At 71.4% G+C, this 17521-nt stretch carries 20 protein-coding genes and 1 pseudogene; 11 read left to right on the top strand and 10 right to left on the bottom strand.

Features of this window, described 5'->3' with window-relative positions; translation table 11 throughout:
* Window positions 1-120: 120 nt before the first annotated feature.
* Entirely contained in the window at window positions 121-1368 is a 1248-nt protein-coding gene (locus ACZ4QV_RS21755; RefSeq protein ID WP_467763280.1) for a sensor histidine kinase, read from the top strand.
* 66 nt (window positions 1369-1434) lie between these two features.
* Here ACZ4QV_RS21755 and ACZ4QV_RS21750 read toward each other — a convergent pair whose 3' ends face one another.
* The 4 genes from ACZ4QV_RS21750 to ACZ4QV_RS21735 form a co-directional block, all read right to left on the bottom strand.
* Complete coding sequence (locus ACZ4QV_RS21750) at window positions 1435-2022, bottom strand: hypothetical protein (protein WP_361152622.1); 588 nt, start codon at window positions 2020-2022, stop codon at window positions 1435-1437.
* A 62-nt stretch (window positions 2023-2084) separates the two neighbouring features.
* Window positions 2085-3182, bottom strand: coding sequence for an LPXTG cell wall anchor domain-containing protein (locus ACZ4QV_RS21745; RefSeq protein WP_467763279.1), 1098 nt, complete (start codon window positions 3180-3182; stop codon window positions 2085-2087).
* A gap of 291 nt (window positions 3183-3473) precedes the next feature.
* Window positions 3474-3686, bottom strand: a complete 213-nt coding sequence (locus ACZ4QV_RS21740; RefSeq protein ID WP_361152725.1) for a ferredoxin — start codon at window positions 3684-3686, stop codon at window positions 3474-3476.
* A 34-nt stretch (window positions 3687-3720) separates the two neighbouring features.
* The gene (locus ACZ4QV_RS21735) at window positions 3721-4941 is read right to left on the bottom strand and encodes a cytochrome P450 (protein ID WP_361152627.1); all 1221 of its coding nucleotides are present in this window, start codon (window positions 4939-4941) and stop codon (window positions 3721-3723) included.
* A 98-nt stretch (window positions 4942-5039) separates the two neighbouring features.
* On the opposite strand from ACZ4QV_RS21735, the gene ACZ4QV_RS21730 reads away from it, so the two are divergent.
* The gene (locus ACZ4QV_RS21730; RefSeq protein ID WP_361152630.1) at window positions 5040-5735 is read left to right on the top strand and encodes a TetR/AcrR family transcriptional regulator; all 696 of its coding nucleotides are present in this window, start codon (window positions 5040-5042) and stop codon (window positions 5733-5735) included.
* Between the two features lie 57 nt (window positions 5736-5792).
* Window positions 5793-6410 (top strand): TOPRIM nucleotidyl transferase/hydrolase domain-containing protein, encoded by a 618-nt coding sequence (locus ACZ4QV_RS21725; protein ID WP_361152633.1) that lies wholly within the window; start codon window positions 5793-5795, stop codon window positions 6408-6410.
* A 90-nt stretch (window positions 6411-6500) separates the two neighbouring features.
* Here ACZ4QV_RS21725 and ACZ4QV_RS21720 read toward each other — a convergent pair whose 3' ends face one another.
* Window positions 6501-7157, bottom strand: a complete 657-nt coding sequence (locus ACZ4QV_RS21720) for a TetR/AcrR family transcriptional regulator (RefSeq protein ID WP_361152635.1) — start codon at window positions 7155-7157, stop codon at window positions 6501-6503.
* A gap of 71 nt (window positions 7158-7228) precedes the next feature.
* On the opposite strand from ACZ4QV_RS21720, the gene ACZ4QV_RS21715 reads away from it, so the two are divergent.
* The 3 genes from ACZ4QV_RS21715 to ACZ4QV_RS21705 all read left to right on the top strand — a co-directional run bounded on the left by ACZ4QV_RS21715 (window position 7229) and on the right by ACZ4QV_RS21705 (window position 9290).
* Complete coding sequence (locus tag ACZ4QV_RS21715; protein ID WP_361152638.1) at window positions 7229-7465, top strand: hypothetical protein; 237 nt, start codon at window positions 7229-7231, stop codon at window positions 7463-7465.
* A gap of 581 nt (window positions 7466-8046) precedes the next feature.
* Window positions 8047-8811 (top strand): GNAT family N-acetyltransferase, encoded by a 765-nt coding sequence (locus ACZ4QV_RS21710; RefSeq protein ID WP_467763278.1) that lies wholly within the window; start codon window positions 8047-8049, stop codon window positions 8809-8811.
* A 206-nt stretch (window positions 8812-9017) separates the two neighbouring features.
* Window positions 9018-9290 carry a hypothetical protein gene (locus ACZ4QV_RS21705; RefSeq protein WP_467763277.1) on the top strand — a complete coding sequence of 91 codons (273 nt, stop codon included), beginning with the start codon at window positions 9018-9020 and terminating at the stop codon, window positions 9288-9290.
* Between the two features lie 52 nt (window positions 9291-9342).
* On the opposite strand, the gene ACZ4QV_RS21700 is transcribed toward ACZ4QV_RS21705, so the two are convergent.
* On the bottom strand, window positions 9343-9675 hold the full coding sequence (locus ACZ4QV_RS21700) for a hypothetical protein (protein WP_467763276.1): 333 nt from the start codon (window positions 9673-9675) through the stop codon (window positions 9343-9345).
* A gap of 169 nt (window positions 9676-9844) precedes the next feature.
* Here ACZ4QV_RS21700 and ACZ4QV_RS21695 point away from each other — a divergent pair, with 169 nt between their 5' ends.
* Complete coding sequence (locus ACZ4QV_RS21695) at window positions 9845-10570, top strand: GAF domain-containing protein (protein WP_361152645.1); 726 nt, start codon at window positions 9845-9847, stop codon at window positions 10568-10570.
* Window positions 10571-10602: 32 nt separating this feature from the next.
* Here ACZ4QV_RS21695 and ACZ4QV_RS21690 read toward each other — a convergent pair whose 3' ends face one another.
* Both ACZ4QV_RS21690 and ACZ4QV_RS21685 read right to left on the bottom strand, forming a co-directional pair.
* Window positions 10603-11103, bottom strand: coding sequence for a hypothetical protein (locus ACZ4QV_RS21690; protein ID WP_361592580.1), 501 nt, complete (start codon window positions 11101-11103; stop codon window positions 10603-10605).
* 212 nt (window positions 11104-11315) lie between these two features.
* Window positions 11316-11777, bottom strand: coding sequence for a lamin tail domain-containing protein (locus ACZ4QV_RS21685; protein WP_361152649.1), 462 nt, complete (start codon window positions 11775-11777; stop codon window positions 11316-11318).
* A 319-nt stretch (window positions 11778-12096) separates the two neighbouring features.
* On the opposite strand from ACZ4QV_RS21685, the pseudogene ACZ4QV_RS21680 reads away from it, so the two are divergent.
* A pseudogene (locus tag ACZ4QV_RS21680) lies at window positions 12097-12621 on the top strand (chaplin); the annotation flags it as partial.
* Between the two features lie 333 nt (window positions 12622-12954).
* Window positions 12955-13278 (top strand): LPXTG cell wall anchor domain-containing protein, encoded by a 324-nt coding sequence (locus tag ACZ4QV_RS21675; protein WP_361639246.1) that lies wholly within the window; start codon window positions 12955-12957, stop codon window positions 13276-13278.
* A 271-nt stretch (window positions 13279-13549) separates the two neighbouring features.
* On the opposite strand, the gene ACZ4QV_RS21670 is transcribed toward ACZ4QV_RS21675, so the two are convergent.
* Together ACZ4QV_RS21670 and ACZ4QV_RS21665 are read right to left on the bottom strand one after the other, a co-directional pair.
* Complete coding sequence (locus tag ACZ4QV_RS21670; protein WP_361152651.1) at window positions 13550-13945, bottom strand: STAS domain-containing protein; 396 nt, start codon at window positions 13943-13945, stop codon at window positions 13550-13552.
* A 141-nt stretch (window positions 13946-14086) separates the two neighbouring features.
* Window positions 14087-14809, bottom strand: coding sequence for a hypothetical protein (locus ACZ4QV_RS21665; RefSeq protein WP_467763275.1), 723 nt, complete (start codon window positions 14807-14809; stop codon window positions 14087-14089).
* Between the two features lie 176 nt (window positions 14810-14985).
* On the opposite strand from ACZ4QV_RS21665, the gene ACZ4QV_RS21660 reads away from it, so the two are divergent.
* Both ACZ4QV_RS21660 and ACZ4QV_RS21655 read left to right on the top strand, forming a co-directional pair.
* Window positions 14986-15819: a hypothetical protein gene (locus tag ACZ4QV_RS21660; protein ID WP_361620148.1), complete on the top strand. Its 834-nt coding sequence runs from the start codon at window positions 14986-14988 to the stop codon at window positions 15817-15819.
* A 69-nt stretch (window positions 15820-15888) separates the two neighbouring features.
* Window positions 15889-17424 (top strand): class I adenylate-forming enzyme family protein, encoded by a 1536-nt coding sequence (locus ACZ4QV_RS21655; RefSeq protein WP_361152658.1) that lies wholly within the window; start codon window positions 15889-15891, stop codon window positions 17422-17424.
* The last annotated feature ends 97 nt before the right edge of the window (window positions 17425-17521 follow it).

The raw sequence follows: 17521 nt of genomic DNA, 5'->3' as shown, positions 1-17521 counted from the left end.
CTGCCGTTTACTGCCGTACTGCGCACCACCTGAGGAAGGATCAGCAGTGGGCTCGTTTCCCGTCCCCGTCCCCATATCGGTTGCCCTGTCCGTTCTGCGGGGCTGCCGGGGCTGACCGCCGTGACCGTCCCCGCCGAGCCGCACCCGCCGGTGGCCCTGCCGCCGAAACCTTCCGTCGGTCCGGAGCCCGCGCTCCACCCGGTGCGATGGCTCCGGCCGACCATCCGGATACGGCTCACGCTGCTGTACGGCGGCATGTTCCTGATGGCCGGCGTCGTGCTGCTCGCGATCATCTACATGTTCGCGGCGAACACCCTCAAGGAGGGCACCCCGGAGTTCCAGGTCTTCGGTACGGACATCAGCCTGGGCAACGTGAACTGCCGGGACCTCCAGTCCGTCGCCACGGTCGACGACATCAACGCGGCCATCAGCAACTGCCTCCGCGAGCAGCGTGCCTCGGTGCTCCAGACCTTTCTCAACCGTTCGCTGCTGGCGCTGCTGGGCCTGACCGTCGTCGCGTTCGCCTTCGGGTACGCGATGGCGGGGCGCGTCCTGTCGCCGCTGGGCCGGATCACCCGTACCGCGCAGCGGGTGGCGGGCTCGGACCTGCACCGCCGGATCGAGCTGGGCGGTCCGGACGACGAGCTCAAGGAGCTGGCGGACACCTTCGACGAGATGCTGGACCGGCTGGACCGGGCCTTCGAGTCGCAGCGCCGTTTCGTCGCCAACGCCTCGCACGAGCTGCGCACGCCGCTGGCGATCAACCGGACGCTGCTGGAGGTCCAGCTCGCCGACCCGGACGCCTCGCCGGAGCTGGCGCAGCTGGGCAAGACGCTGCTGGCGACCAACGAGCGCAGTGAGCAGCTCGTCGAGGGTCTGCTGCTGCTGGCCCGCAGCGAGAACAAGATCGTGGACAAGAAGCCGGTGGATCTGGCCGAGGTGGCCTCGCAGGCCGTCGACCAGGCCCGCACCGAGGCGCAGGCCAAGGGTGTGGAGATCCGCGGCGTGCGCCGGCAGGCGTTCGTGCAGGGCAACGGCGTGCTGCTGGAGCGCATCGCGCTCAACCTCGTGCAGAACGCGGTGCGCTACAACGTCCCCCGGGACGGATGGATCGAGGTGATCACCGAGCCGCAGCCGGGCTGTGCGGTGCTGGTGGTCTCCAACACCGGCCCGGCCGTCCCGGCCTACGAGGTGGAGAACCTCTTCGAGCCGTTCCGGCGCCTGCGGACGGAACGCACCGGCAGCGACAAGGGCGTCGGCCTCGGCCTGTCCATCGTGCGCTCGGCGGTACGCGCGCACGACGGCACCACCACGGCGACGCCCCGCGAGGGCGGCGGACTGACCGTCCGCGTCGTCCTGCCGCTGTGAGAAGCCCGTACCCGGCCGGAGGACCGGCCGGGTACAGGGCTGCCGGGCCGTCTACGGGCCGGTGACCTACTTGCCCACAATGGCGAAGGTGTCCCCGGCGGAATCACTCACCGTGCAGTCCATGCCGTTGTACCGGTCGACGAAGGTGCCGGTCAGATAGGCGAACGCGTCGTACGCCTGCTCCAGGGGCAGCCCTTCCCGGACCCTGAACCGCAACTGCACGTGGACGGATTCACGCGGCTTGAGCGTCTTGGGCGCCGGGATGGCGCCCGAGGCGACATCGCCTTCGCGCAGCGTCTTCCACGCCTTCTGCGCCGGGTCCCAGTACTGCAGGTCGGCGTAGGGGCTCAGGTAGCGCTCACCCGGGTTGTAGACGTGGTTGCTCACCCGGGCGCTGAGGCTGAAGGACTTCATCTCCTTCGTCGAGGTGTTGGTGAGGGTGGCGTTGAAGGGCTTCCACTCGTTCCCGAGGGTGATCGTCTCGGGTACGCCGAAGGACCGGCCCACGAACGCCTGGTTGTGGTGCCCCCCGATCTCGTGGCAGTCCGGCATCTCCGCGGCGGGAGCCGCTTGCGCGACGGGCGCCGCGGCCAGCGCCACCGGGAGCAGGACGGCCGTCGCCACCGAGGCCGAAAGGGCACGGCGTATCTTCATGGAAACCTCTTTCTCGTACTTCTTCGTTCGTTCGCGGATCGTGAGGGGCGCGGTCCCGCCGCTCACGCGGTGGCGTCCGTGCCGCCCTGAGCTGCCGCGCCCCGGCGCCGACGCGACCCGAACACGGCTCCCGCGCCGACCGCCATCGCGGCACCGCCGGCGAGCGCGACGGTCGGCAGTGCGGTGGGGGAGCCGGTCTGCGCGAGCTGACCGCCCTGCGGCCCGGCACCACCGTCGGAGCCACCGGCGGCACCGCCGTGCGTGGCGTTCTGGCCGGTCTGGGCCGCGTCGCCGCCCGGCTTGCCGGACTGGCCCGGCTTCGTGGCCGGGGGCTGCGTGGGCTTGCTGCCGGCGGGCAGCATCTTGAAGTCGACCCAGGTCTCCTTGGCCGAGCCGCAGGAACCGTCGCGGTTGCGGTAGTCGCCCGCGGCGAGCATGAAGCCGGAGCCGGGCTTGGCGTTCTTCACCACACGGGTACGCAGCTCCAGCGTGACGCTCTTGTGCGCGCCGATCGCGAAGGAGCCGAACAGGGTCCGCGTCTCCGCGTCGTGGAAAGTCTTCCAGGTGCCCGTCTTGATGTCGCGGTACTCGGTGTCCAGCTCCCAGTACGGCCGGTCGACGTCCTGCGAGGACGACACGTGCAGGAACGGCTGCACCTGCTCCATGGCCTTGCCGGTGGTGTTGTCGAGCGTCATGGTGAACCGCGTCCAGGCGCCGCCCGCGACCAGCTGGGCGGGTACCTTGTTGACCGCCACCCGAAGCTGGTCGGACGCGAACGCACAGGTCTGGTCCTGGCCTTCGGTGCTCTCGCCCCCCTTGGTGCCGTCGGAGCCCTTCGTGCCTTCGTCGCCCTTGGGGGCCTTCCCCTCACCGGCGGCAGGACCGGTACCCGTGGCCTTGCCGTCCTTGCCCGCCTCGTCGGCCTTGCCGGTCTTATCGGCAACCTTGTCCTTCTCGTCTTTGCTATCACCCTTGTCGGCCTTGTTGCTTGTGCCGGTCTTGTCCGGGGTCTCGGCTTCCGTGGAGTCGGCGGAGACAGGGGTACGGACACCGGCCCCGGGCGCCGGCTCCGTCGCGAACGCGGCGGGCGCGGCCATGACGGCGACGGGTGCTAGTACGGCGGCCGCCGCGGCGGCCGTCAGGGCACGGCGTATCTTCATCCAGCACACCTCTCGAATCCCAAGTGCCACTTCGGGTGGCATGAGCATCTGTCCACCTATCCTGACGGACTGTGCGGGGGATCGGTTGTGTACTCAACGTGCTTGAGTAAAGGGGCAGGTAGATGTTGCGTAGGTGAAACCCGGGGGGCCGACGGTTACGTACGTAACGCGGCCGGTGCACCGTCACATGCGGAAACGCCGACCACCCACCCTCGGGCCCCGCCCTGCGCCGGCGGCCGTGGCAAGTGATCGGCGAGCTTCACCGAAGCCGGACGGACTCCGACTTCGCCGTCATTCCGCCGCTGTTCCTCTCTGTTCCTCCACCCGCAGCGCGCCGGACGGACACAGCATCCCGGCTTCGAGGGCGGCGTCCCGGTGGTCGTCGCCGGGCTCGGGGACGAGTACGGTGACGATGCCGTCCTCGTCCTGGTCGAAGACGTCGGGCGCGGTCAGCGCGCACATTCCGGCGCCGACGCAGACCGCTCGGTCGGCGGTCACCTTCATCGGTTCCACCTCTTCTCCACCTCCTCGGTCCCGGTCACCAGGTGACGGGGAGTTCGTTGACGCCCTGGATGGTGGTGCCGGGGCGCAGTTCCAGGCGCTCGACCGGGGTGGCCAGTCGCAGGGTGGGGATGCGCTCGAACAGCGCGGTCAGGATGATCTCCAGTTCGAGCCGGGCCAGGTTCTGGCCGAGGCACTGGTGGACGCCGTAGCCGAACGAGAGATGGTGCCGGGCCGAGCGGTGGATGTCGAAGGTGTCGGGATCGCGGAAGACCTCCGCGTCGCGGTTGGCGATGGAGTTGGTGACGATCACGCCCTCGCCGGCCCGGATCAGCTGCCCGCCGATCTCGATGTCGGCGGTGGCGACCCGGCTGCCCGCGACGTCGGCGATGGCGAGGTAGCGCAGCAGTTCTTCGACGGCGCCGGGGACGAGCGCCGGATCGGCCCGCAGGGCGGCCAGTTGGTCGGGGTGGTCGAGCAGGGTGATGACGCTGAGGGAGGTCATCGACGCGGTGGTCTCGTGGCCGGCGATGAGCAGGAGCAGGGCGTTGGAGATCAGTTCTCCGCGGTCGATCGTGCCCTCCGCGAGCTGCCGGTGGACCAGCGCGCTGAGCAGGCCGGACCCGGGCTCGGCCGCCAGGCCGGTGATCAGCTCGTCCAGGTACCGCTCCAGGTCGTCGCGCGCACCGGTCGCGTCCTCCACGCTCGTGGACTGCACCAGGCGCTTGCTGGCGTCCTGGAAGAAGTCGTGATCGGCGTACGGGACGCCCAGCAACTGGCAGATCACCATCGAGGGCACCGGCAGCGCGAACTGGCTGACCAGGTCGGCGGGCGGGCCTGCCGCGAGCATGTCGTCGAGGAACCCGTGGACGATGCGTTCGACGTCCGGGCGCATGCCCTTGATGCGCTTGACGGTGAACTCACTGATCGTCATCCGGCGCCGCTTGCCGTGCTCGGGCGGGTCCATGCCGATGAAGGCGGGCCGGCGGTCGCGCAGCGCCTCCAGGCGTGGGGAGATGAGCGGGAAGGTCGGGTGGTTGCGGTCGGAGGACAGCCGGGGGTCGGCGAGCAGCTTGCGGGCGGTCTCGTGCTTGGTGACCACCCAGGCCCGTCGGCCGTCGTAGAGGGTCACCGGCCGCAGCGCGTCCTGCTCGTCGCGCAGCCGGGCGTAGGAAGCGGGTAATTGGTACGGGCAGGTGCGGTTGCTGGGGAAGGCGGGGGCGTCGGTCGTACGGAGCGTTGCGGAGGTCTCGGTCATCGGTCCCCTTGAAGGTGCTGACAGCCTCTTTAAAGAACGGTCAGTTCTCTAACTTGGAGGCTAGAGTGCTCCCTTAGAGAACGCAACGTCCTCTCGGCATGCTGTGCACACTCCAAGGAGCCACGCTGTCTTCGAACGCCGACGACCGGCCCGCCCCGCCGGCCGCCGACCACCGCAAAGGGCCGCGACGCCGCGGCGAGGAACTCGAACACGCCATCCTGATGGCGGCGTTCGACGAACTGGCCGAGGTGGGCTACGCCGCGCTGACCATGGAGCGCGTCGCCGTCCGCGCCCGTACGAGCAAGGCCGTCCTGTACCGCCGGTGGACCGGGCGCGCCGAACTGGCCCTGGACGCCTGGCAGGCGCGCGGCCTGTCCGGCCTCGAACTGCCCGACACCGGCACGCTGCGCGCCGACATGATCGCCCTGCTGCGGCAGGTGTCCGCCAAGATGGACAGTCCGATCGGCGGCATCATGCGCGGCCTGCTGGTGGACCTGACCCGCGACCCCGAGTTCGCCCGGCTGATCCGTGAACGCATCCACACCGTCGGTCCGGTGGCGGTCCGGACCATCCTGCGGCGGGCCGTCGAGCGCGGTGAGGTCGAGGAGTGGGTACCGGTCTCACGGCGGGCCAGCGTCGCCACCGACCTGCTCCGCAACGAGTTCCTGCTCTTCGGGGCCCCGGTGGAGGACGAGACCATCATCGAGATCATCGACGATGTCTACCTGCCGTTGGTCCTGGCCCCGGCTCCGAGGCTGACGCCCCGCTCCGGCGGACCGCGCGAGGAGCGGTGACCGCCGGTCCACCGAAAATCCCGTGCCGCGCCGTCGGCGGAGGCGCAGACTCGCTCCATGGCTGACATGCGCGCGTTCCGGGACGCGGTCGGCGGCTGGGCCGGCGGTGGTCCGGCCGGGCCCGCGAGTGATCTGGCCGTGCGCCTGGGAGTGCGGACGGCGGTACTGCTGGAAGGGCCTAGCGACCACGCGGCCGTTGAGGCGCTGGCCGAACGGCGGGGCCGGGACCTAGCCGCCGAGGGGGTGTGCGTCCTCCCGATGGGCGGGGCGATGTGCGTCGGTCGCTACGCCGGACTCCTCGGTCCGCCCGGCCTCGGCCTGCGCCTGGCCGGACTGTGCGACGAGGGCGAGCAGCGGTTCTACGAGCGCGGCCTGAAACGGGCACGGGTGCCGGGCACCGGATTCTTCGTCTGCGTGACGGACCTGGAGGACGAGCTGATCCGCACGCTGGGCACGGCGCGGGCCGAGGAGATCGTACGGGCCGAGGGCGACCTGCGCGCCTGGCAGACCTTCCTGCGCCAGCCCGCACAGCACGGCCGGCCCCGGCACCAGCAGTTGCGGCGCTTCCTCGGCACGAAGAAAGGACGCAAGATCCGCTACGGCCGTCTCCTCGTGGCGGCCCTCGGCCCCGAACGGGTGCCGGCCCCGCTCGACGACCTCCTCAGGATTCTGTGAACGACGGGGCGGGGCCGCCGCCCGGGCCCGAGCGTCACCGTGCGGGGTGGCGCGCTCAGGTGCCGTGCACCGTGTACCTGGCGTACGCCGCTACGCGGTCCGCGTCGAGTCCGAGTCGGTGCCCGCGGCAGGCAGCGACAGCTCGCCGAGATGGGCGGCCAGCACGTCGGCACAGGTGCGCGGGGACAGGCTCGCGGGGTGCAGGACCGCTCTGAGGCCGAGCCCGTCCAGAAGTGCCGTCAGCCGCTCGGTCTCGATGCCGATGTCGAGGCCGGGCCGCAGGGCCTCTGTCGCGACGAGCCGCGTGAGCGCGCGGCGCACCAGATTGCTGGTGCCTTCGGCGGTCCGGCGCGACAGGTCGCCGAAGGCCGGGTCGGTACGGGCCGCGGTGTTGAAGTCCAGGAAGACGGTGACCTCGGCACGGCGGCGTTCGTCGAGCGGCAGCAGCTCGGCCAGGAACCCGGCGGTGAGCCGGAGCTGTTCGGGGCGGGGGTGCCGCCCCAGGTCTCCGATCCGCTCGACGTGTTCGAGCAGGCGGCGTTCGACCCGGTCGAGCATCGACTGCATGGCGAAGCGCATCAGGTCCTGCTGGCTGTCGAAGTAGTGCCGCAGTGAACCGATGTTGAGCCGGGCCTCGTCGGCGACGGCGCGCAGCGAGGCGCGCTGCAGACCGTCGCGGACGACGACGCGGAACAGCGCGTCGACGACGAGGCGACGGCGCGCCTCCGGGTCCACGTGTCGGGGCATGCCGCCTTTCTATCACGCCTGTGATACAACGGGATGTATCACAGGCGTGATACATCGAGGGAGAGTGCTCCGTGGAGACGTACTTCCATCTCATGCTCATCAGGGTCGGCCTGATCGTCGGCGGCCTCGTGGTGCTGGCGTTACTGGTCTTCGCCATTGCCCTGGCCCTCCGGCGCAGGGGCGGACTCGCCGCAGTACGCCGCTGCGCGGATCCCGCGGTGAAGGCCGGGCTGCGCGCCGCTGCCCGCCGGTTCGAGGGCGGCGGGAGCGGGGAGCCGGGATCGCGGCGTCGGGACGGCCGGCGATGACGACTCCCGGACCGGAGCCGTCGGGACTTCCACACCCCCTCTTGCCGGCCCGATGACCGGCCCGACAGGTCCCGACGCGACAATGCCCGCGTGACGCTGACGTGGGTGACGGGAACCGCCCGCCGCCGTACGAGGCTCGGCGAAAGGATTCTTCGACTCTCCCGCACTCCCTCCTCCTGATCTTCGTCTTGCCCCGGCGCCGCGCGGTGCGCCCCAAGACGGCACCCGAACGCGCGGGCAGCACCGGCCCGGCGTTCCCGCGAGGTGGGGGAGCGGCGCGGCAATGCTTCTTCCCGACCGGTGACGACCAGTACAAGATCCGGCGCCGCGTGCGGGGCACCGTCTGCCACGGCGCCGACCCGCGGCGGATCGGTGACGTCCTGGACGACCAGGAACGCACAGCCTGCCTGACGGACCCGCCGCGCCACGAAGGCTGTGGTGGCATGAAGGCCGCACCTCGACCAGGGCCGGCGGACAATTCAGATGCCGGCACGCGACCCAAGGTGTTGCATAGGAGCACCATGTCTCCACCGAACCCATCGCACCCCCCGGCGGCCGGCCCGGCAGATCTGCAGCTCAGAATGGAACGCAATCTGGCCGAGCACGCCTGCCATCTGCACCGGCGTCTGGACGGCGCGGCGGTCGTCGAGGCGGGTGACCTCCTGATCGCCGACAGCGGGCTGGCCGACGACACCTTCAACATCGTCGCAGCGGCGCGATTCACCGCGGATGCCGCACCGCGACGCGTCCGCCGGACCGTCCGGGAACTCACCGCCACCGGCCGGCCCTTCTCGTGGTGGGTGGGCCCTGCCTCGACGCCGGCCGACCTGTCCGCGCACCTGGAGTCCGCGGGGCTGAGCGCCTCGGAGACCGAGGCGGGCATGTGGCTGGACCTCCGCGAGGCCCCACCGCGGCCGCACACCGGCCGCCTCGACATCCGCCCGGTGACCACCCGGGAGCACCTTGCCGACTACGCCAGGGTGCTCGCCACGCTGTGGGACCCGCCGGCCGCCACCGTCCGGCAGTTCTACGCCGAAACCGCCCAGTGGGCCCTCGCCGCCGAGAGCCCGGCCCGGTACCTGATCGGGTACCTGGAGGGCCGACCGGTCTGCTCGGCAGAGGTCTTCCTGCACGCCGACGTGGCAGGGATCTACAACATCGCGACCCTCGCCACGCATCGCCGACGCGGCTACGGAGGCGCCATCACGCTCGCCACGCTCCACGCCGCCCGCGACGAGGGATACCGGACCGCCGTCCTGCAAGCGTCGGCGGACGGCGAGCCCGTCTACCGGCGGCTGGGATTCCGCACCTGCGGAACATTCACCGAATACGCCATTACTCCTTGAGCGCCGCACGATGGGGAACGTGGTGCCGGCAGGCGTGTGCGCGGGGGCGTGGAAAGCGGTGGTGCGCCGGGGCGAATTCCTGTGCTTCCCAAGACGGCCCACCGAAAGCAGGTTACCCGTGTGGGTGATCGTGCGGCTGCGCGCGACGGGCCTAGGGTCGCCCCTGTCACGGATGACGACGAGGGGGAATCTTCATGCTCAGGAAAATGCTGCGCGGTGTATCCGTGGTCGTTCTGACCTCCGCGGCTTTCGCACTGCCGTCGGCCGCGACGGCAGCCCCGCAGGTCTCCGGTTCCGCCGCCCGGGCTGCGGCCGCCGTTCCGGCAGCGGTACATGGTCCCACGGCGACCTACGGTCCGTATGCGAGCTTCGAAGTCTGCTGGGTCGCCGGAAACCAGGGCCAGCAAGCCGGTCAGTGGCAGTCGTTCTTCTGCGCGCAGAACGGCACGACCTCGTGGTGGCTGTTCACCACTCCGTAGCCCGCTCGATCCGGGCCTTCCGCCGGGCGGCGCCGTGCCGCCCGGCTTTCGGCTAGTCACCCATGAACCACAGATGACTTCCCGGCGTTTCCGCGCACCTCTTCAGAAATGCCATGAGGTCCTGGAGAGCTGCCTTCTGCGACGCGTCCGAACGCCGCTCGAAAAGAGCGGCGGCTTCCGGCAGCGCGGCTTCCGCTTCCTGTTCGTTGAACAGTGTGTCACCGTAAGGGTCCACCCAAGCCAGTTTGCCGGGACCGGACCGGTCGAACGGCCCCAGAGCATCCGCCAAAGCTTCACCGTGCCCGTAGGGCCCTTGCAACAGGGTGGCTTCGGACGCCTTGCTGCGCGCAGGCCGTCCGGAGTGAAGTTCCAGCTCGATCCCCACAAGTGCTCCATAACGATGTCGGTGATGCCGCTTTCCCCCGTACATCTGCGGCACGTCCCACGTTATCGCGCCGCGCAGTGCGCTGAATTTCCCGCGAAGTGACCGGTTCGCTTCCTGGACGAGACGGGCACTCGGGGAAACAGGAACCGACGCTTCCCGGAGGGAGACCGTGACACCGTTCGGCAACAGGACGGCCCGCCTGGTCCGTGCGGCGGCCCGTGAACGCGACGACACCCGCCTCCCGCAACGGCTGTGCGCGGCGATCCGCCACGGCCTGCCGGTGGACGACGTGTCCTTGTGTCTGGCCACCACCCCGGCCGATCGCCAACTGCTCGCGACAACCGGACCGGCCGCCCTGCGCTTGGAGGAAGTGCAGTACGAGACGGGAGAAGGCCCTGGCCCGGAGGCGGCGGCCACCGGCCGCCCGGTGCTCTACCCGGATGTCCAGGCGCACCCCATGCCGTATCCCTTCTTCGCTCCCCGCCTGCACGAGGAACTCGAACACGCCGCCGCTGTCTGCGCTTTCCCCCTCATGCTCGGCCCACGCACCCTCGCCACGGCCGACTGTCTGCGGTACCGGCCTCTGCGTCTGGACGACCCCACGCTCGACGACACCATGCAGGTGCTGGGGGAGACGGCCGCCGTCATAGCCGACCGGTGCCTGCCGTATTTCGACAGGGACGCCCCCTTGCCCTGGCGTCCGGCCCGGCTCATCGACGATCACTGGGGTACCACTTACCGCGCCGCCGGCGCACTGGCCGGCCTCCTGGGCATCTCGGTCAGCGAAGCCCTGGCACGCCTGCGCGCGAGCGCCTTCACCACCGGCCGCCCCCTGCCCGCCCTCGCCCGCGAGGTGCTGAGGCACCGCCGCGGGTGGCCGCACGAAGAGGGTTAGCGGTGGCCAGGCGCCGTACGCGACGCACGCCGTTACGCGGTGAACTCCGGGTGGAGCCAGAGGGAGTGGAGGCTGCCGGCGAGCCGGCCGACGACGATTCCGTCGGCGATCTGCGTCAGGTCGTCGTCCGCGGACTCGTCCTGGGACACACGGAGCCAACCGCTGTCCGGATCGAACCGGGTGGGCCACGCGGCCGTCCAGGACGTGCCGGGGCCCAGGTCGCGAGCCTCGCCCGCCACGAACTCTCCCTCGCGCGGGCCGGCGGTCAGCCGTCCCGGCCGGGCGTCCGGCGTGCCGAGCGGCGATGTGATCCAGTTCTGCCGGGGGTGCAGCCCCCAGACGAACAGGAGCTGCCGTGTCGTCGCACCGACCTCGACCTGGAGCGTGCCGATCGACAGGCTGGCCACTCCGTCGGGGCCGACCCGTCCGGTCATGTCCGCCCGGTCGGCGACGATGTACCGGAAGCTGTACTCCGATTCCGAGTACAGCAGCCGCCCGGACAGTGCGGTGCCACTCCCCTGTAGCAGTATCAACGGTTTTTCCCTGGTTTGGCGTGTGAAGGACGTGGAGGAACGTGTTTGTCGGGGTGCCGATGCCCTGTTCCTGCCGCTCCAGCTTGCCATCATGCGTCCCGGGAGCCCCTCAGGCCCCAGCCGCAGACGAGGCCGGTGCGCCGCGGCCCTCCTCTTGGCCGCGGCGCACCTGGGCGCCCGGGGCCGTCGGCCGGCGGTCCCGGGCGCGATGGTCAGCGGCGGCCCCAGCGTTCGATGTCGATCACGTGGCGGTGGTTGTCGCGCAGGGTGGCGGTGTCGCGGTGGTTGTGCCAGACGTAGTCGCGGCGGTTCTGGTGGACGTCGCGCCAGGTGTCGCGGCCCTTGCCGGTGTGGACCCGTACTTCCTGGTGGGCGCCGAGGCGCAGGTGGCGGAAGCGGTAGGTCTGGTGGGTGCGCTCGCTGGTCAGGGACCAGCCGTCGAGGTCGACCGCGCGGCGTCCGGTGTTCTTGACGGTGACCCACTCGGCGTTCAAGGACCGGTTGGAGCCGTCGTCGCGGCCGGGGCTGTCGGCCTGCACGGCGCCGATCACGACGGGGGAACGGTGCTTGGCCGGCAGCGTGTGCGCGTCGGTGGCGGCGGCGGGCAGTGCTGCGACGGCGACCAGGGCGGCCGAGCCGAGAGCGACGGCGGCCGTACGAGCGGAACGGAACATGACGAACCTCCTGCGGGCGGTCCCGCACACGGCGGGGCCGGTGTGACTCGACGCCCGGACTGCTGCCGGGCGGACATCACTGTGCGCCCGCTCGGCGGCCCGTGGTTGAAGAGGCGACCGTCCTTTACACAACACGGACATTCGCACACCCGCGCCGTGCCCGTGGTGTACGCCTCGGCGCGCGACCGGCCCTCGCGCGCCCCCGACACGCCGCCGTGCACGCGCTCCTGACCTGGGGGCTCGGTGGTCCCGGTGTCGTTGGGTGTGGTGATCCGTACGGGCGTGCAGGGGAGCGGTCGGTCGTGGCGAACGCGTGTCCATGCGGAGGAGGGTTCGTAAGGGAGTCGCGGCCGGCCGGAGAACCGTTTCGGTGCACGGGAGTCGAAAAAGTCGTGCGTTTCCTTCGGGCGGATCACTCGTTTGGTCCGATACGACGCGCTCAGCGCCGCTGCCCGTCTCCGTCGCGGTTGACCAACGAAGCGGGAGTGACCGGGTGTTCGCCCTTCGGGCGGCGCTACCCGGTCCCGGGTGCTGGGCGGTATCCCTTTCGGGATGCGGGTGCCCGGTCAACGGTGGGCGCCCGGTTCGTCACCTTCGGAAAGATGAAGGACCACACGTGCAACACATCGTGAAACGAAGCGTGCTGGTCGCCGCGACGGCGACCGGGATGCTGACCGGCGTGGGGGCGAGTGCCGCCCACGCCGACGCCGGGGCGCAAGGGGCCTCCGTCGGGTCTCCGGGCGTGATCGCGGGCAACCTGCTCCAGGCGCCCGTGCACGTGCCGGTGAACCTCTGCGGCAACACCGTCGACGTCATCGGCCTGCTCAACCCCGCTTTCGGCAACACCTGCGCCAACCCCGGCGGACATCACCCGCCATCCGGCCACAAGCCTCCGGGGCACCAGCCCCCGGGGACCAAGCCTCCGGGTCACCAGCCGCCCGGCAGTCACCAGCCTCCCGGGCACAAGCCGCCTGGTCACAAGCCTCCGGGGACCAAGCCGCCTGGTCACCAGCCGCCCGGCAGTCACCAGCCACCTGGCCACAAGCCCCCGGGGACCAAGCCGCCTGGTCACCAGCCGCCCGGCAGTCACCAGCCGCCCGGTAGCCACCAGCCTCCTGGGCACAAGCCCCCGGGCCACAAGCCCCCCGGCCATCAGCCTCCGGGGCACCGGCCTCCCGTGCACGAGACTCCCGGCACTCCGGGGCCGGGCGGTCACCAGCCGCCCTCCGACCCCCGACTGCCCGGGCAGCGGCCTCCGGCCGAGGTGGCCGGCGCGGTGGACTCCCGGACCGAGCCCGCGGCGCAGCACAGCCGGCCGTCGTCCGCGGCGGCACCGGCCGGCGGCAAGGGGCAGCAGGTCGAGCACAGCGCGCAGGACGCCCACCTGCCGACCCTCGCGCACACGGGAAGCAGTCACGCCGGTGCCACGGCCGCCACGGGCGCGGCGCTCCTGCTCGGTGGTGCGGTGCTCTTCCGCCGCAGCCGTACCTCGCGCGCGTGACGTCCCGGCGCGTCTGACGTCCTGACGCACCTCCTCCACCAGCCGCTACGGCGGTTCCCGGCCTCGGCCGGGGACCGCCAGGGCGAGATACCGACGTCCCGTCCGCGCCGTTGCCGTCGGCTGCCTTTCCGCCTGCCATGCCCGCAGCGCCTGCGATGCCTGCGATGTCTGCGATGCCCGCGACGATGACCTCCACGCCGGGCCAACGACCGTGCGCCACAGTCGGCAACGCGCCCCACCGCACCCTTCACACGACCGGCACCGGGTGTTCTCAGCAGTGCCCTACCGGCGGGTCGGGGAAGAGCGTGCCCCGCCCGGAAGCCAGCTCCGTCCGGTGCCAGACGCGGCCGTCCTGGGCCAGCGCGCGAACGGCGGCGGCACTGCCCGTGAAGACGGGCAGCAGGGGGCCGGTCGCGGTGCGCTGGATGAGCTTGCGTACGGCGGGATGCGGGCCGGCCAGCAGCAGCGCACCGCCGACCGTGTGCAGCCGCATGGCCTTGCGGACCAGGACGGCCAGCGCATCGATGGTCAGCCGGTGGACCGCCGACACATCGACGATCACGGTGGGCACCGTGGCACGGCGGCGGATCATGGCGGCCAGGCACTCCACCGCGTCCCAGGAGCCGTCAGGCAGGAGGAGCAGGTGGTAAAGAGCGGGTCGGGTCAACGGGTTGGCGGCCTTCCGTACACAGAGTTGGACGCCTCGACCGCCGGGAGCGCGCGGCCCCTGACGGCACAACGCGCTTACCGTGCCTTTGGCATACCCACCCCCCACCGGCGCCACCCCGCCCCACCAGGACGACTTTTCCTACGCCCACCGGGGCGAAGCCGGCCGAGCCTCCACCTCGCCCCGGAAGACTCGGCTGAGCGGTCGGATGTCGATGCCTACCCAGTCGTCCTGGCTGTAGTTGTACACGTTGTCGACGAGGAACAGGCTGACCAGGCTCTTCCCGCGGCTCCAGGAAATCTGTCGCTCGGGAGGGTCCGACTGTACGGGCGGCGGCGTGGGGAGCGGTGTGCCCAGCCGGGCCTGGAGCAGGTGCGCGGCACGGTCGTAGCAGGCGAGGAATTCCTCCCGCGTGGCACGCGCCTTGTACACGCCTTCGGAGGGAAGCGGATCGCCCCACAGTTCCCGCGGATCGACCGGCTCCCCGGTTCCGGATCCGGTCAGCCCGATCGCCGCGTAGGCCAGCGGAAAAGCGAGGAAGGAGTCCTCGTGGCATTCCGGTTCGTCGCACGCGACGCTCCGGTCGTCGGTTTTCGAGCAGCCCGGGTATTCGCCGAGCAGCACATGCCAGGACAACGGGTCCGGGGCACCGAGCGGCCAGTGGTCCAGCCATCCGACGGCGGGTTCACCGCCGGTGGCCGGGCGGGCCCAGCCGCGGCGTTGGAAGGCCGCGTCGAAGGCATCGCAGCACCACGGGACGTCAGCGAGCTCCAGCAGGTCGTCGAGGTAGGAGGGAGTGAGCGGGAAGGACAGCATCGACATGGCCTCGAACCTACTGGTGGCCACGGCGGCCACAGCGGCCACGGCGGCATGGAGGCCGCTGACGCCACGGACGTATGGAAGCCGTGCCGGGCGCCGCGCCGGAGTCCTCCCGCGCTCCGCCCCATGACGGACGGCCGCCCGGCTGCGTCCGCGGGAGTACGCCGACGGCCTTCCACCGACGGATGCCCGCCGGACCGTACCGGCCGAAGCTCAAGGCTATGACGAACTCACCGCACGACCTTTCCCGTACCGGCAACCGCACCCACGTCCCGGCCCCCGCCTCTCCGCCGTCGTCCTTACGCTCGCTCCCGCCCGCCACGGCCGGGACGATCGGCGGTCAGGTGCTGGCGTCCGCGGGCATCGTGGTGCAATGGCTCGCCGAACCCGCCCTGTTCCCAGGATTCCCGCCCGGCCTCATCTACATCGGGGCGGCCGCGGTGATCGTCTGGGTGGACCGGCGGACGCCCTGGTCACCGCTTGCGGCGGTGCTGCTCTCCTTGTGGATCACGATCGGCGGGCTGGTCGGCGGACAACTGGCCGCCAACCTCGCCAGCGCGAACTCCGCGCTGGCCGCCGGCAACGCCGTGATGCTGCTGGGTCTCGCGTCGTCGTCGGTGGCCGCCGGGTTCGCCATTCGGCACAACCGCCGTCAGCGGACCGCACCTCTCGTCAAGCCGCTCAGCGCGCGGAATCCGCGCCGTACCGCCGTGTGGTTCGCCGTCGCGGGCATGCTGGCGGACGCGATCGGCGACGCGGCACCCGAAGGGCTGCGCTGGGACGGCCCGGGGCCGGCCATGTTCGCCGTGCTGGCTCTGCTCGTCGCGCTGGTGCCCGGCCGGTTCATGCCCATGCTGAGCGTTGCGCTGAGCACGGCCTTCATCGTCGGGCTGCTCTCCAATCCCGAATCCCTCGCGGCGCTGACCGACCCGGGCGACCCGGTCGGCTTCGGAGGCGTCGTACTGCAATTGGCCGGACTGGTCACCACGGTGGTCGCGGGCAGCATCGCGGCCGTCCCCCGTGCACGCCGTTCTTCCAGGGGCCAGACTCCGTAGTGATGCGGGACGGTGAAGGCCGAGCAGGCAGCGACGGCGACGGCGACGGCGACGGCGACGGAGGACGGTATGGGAGTGCACTACGCCGCGGGGTTGATGCGAGCCGCTGACGGCCCGTGGGAGCGCCGCGAGGCGTTGGTCCACGGTGACCGGCGCTGGACGTACGGACAGTTGGCGCGGACCGTCCGTGGCGTCGCGGCCGTCCTGCGTTCCTCGCCCGGCGCGCGGGACGGAGTCGCCGTCCTCGCGGACAACCGCCCGGAGGTCGTCGCCGTCCAGCTCGCCACCCACCTGCTCGGGTACCAGTTGGCCCTGCTGGCGCCGGGGGCGACCAACGCCGAGCGGGAGGAACTGCTGCGGCACAGCCGCGCGGGAGCGCTGGTCTTCGCCCCCGGCCATGCCGCGGCCGCCCGGGCGCTGGCCGCGACGGCCGGCATCGGTGAGCTGCTGTCCCTGGGCCCGGCACCGTCCTGCCGCGACCTGGCGGCGGAGGCTGCCGCGCGGCCGGCCGAGCCCGGACCACTGCCCGCGGCGCCCGTCGAGCGGGTACGGACCTTGCTGTGCACGGGCGGCACGACGGGCCTGCCCAAAGCAGTCGTGCACACGCACGGCCTGTACGACGCCCTGACCGTGCTCGTGGGCCGCCACGGGCTGGCCGTTCCCGGCGAACGGCGGCTGGTGTGCACACCCATGAGCCACATCAGCGGGCACTTCGCGCTGCCCACCCTCCTGTCGGGAGGCACCGTGGTGCTCCACGACGGATTCGACCCCGGCGCGGTCCTGGAGACGGTCGCCGTGGAGCGCGTCAACGCGCTGGTGCTGACCTCGCCCCTGATGTACCAGCTCCTGGACCACCCGGCTCTTCCTGTGACCGATCATTCCTCCTTGCGCTGCCTCGGCTACGGCGCCGCGCCCACCCCGCTGCGCCGTCAACAACAGGCCCTCGCCCGTCTCGGCCCGGTGCTGCAGCACATCTACGGCCTGACCGAAGCGGGCGTGGTGACCTTGCTCCAGCCCGGCGAACACCACGCCGACCGCCCGCACAGTCTGGCCGGGGCCGGCCGCCCGGTCCCCGGCGTGCGCGTCGAGGTACGCGACGAGGGCGGACAGCGGCTGCCGGCGGGCCGGGCGGGGGAGGTGTGGGTTCGTGGCCCGGGTGTGATGGCGGGCTACCTCGGCCATCCGGCCACCACGGCGGAGGTGATCCGGGACGGCTGGCTGCGCACCGGGGACATCGGCAGTCTGGACGCGTCCGGCACCCTCTTCCTGAAGGCCAGGAAGAACGAAGTGATCATGCACGCGTCGGGGATGCGGATCTATCCCCGGGTCGTGGAGGAGGTGTTGCTGAGCCACCCGTCCGTCCGTACGGCGGCGGTCTTCGGCGTCCCGGACGGGGGCGACGGCGAGCGGGTGCACGCGACCGTCACCCCGCATCCGGACGCCCCCGTCGACCCCGCCGCCCTGCGTGCCCACGTACGGGCCGAGCTGGGGCTGGACCACATGGTGCCGGAGTCCGTCGATGTCGTCGCGCGCCTGCCCGTGACCCGTAACGGCAAGGTCGACAGGCAGGCGCTCAAGGACAGGGCCGCTTCGGACGGCCGCTGACGTCGTGCCGGGTGCCTGCGGGCTCCGTCCTGCGGAAGACCTCCGTGTCCGATGGGAACGCTGGCATCTGCCTGGTTCCGACGCCTGGACCGCGTGC

The organism is Streptomyces sp. NPDC026394 (assembly GCF_055567735.1).
This window is presented reverse-complemented; position numbering and strand designations above follow the sequence as displayed.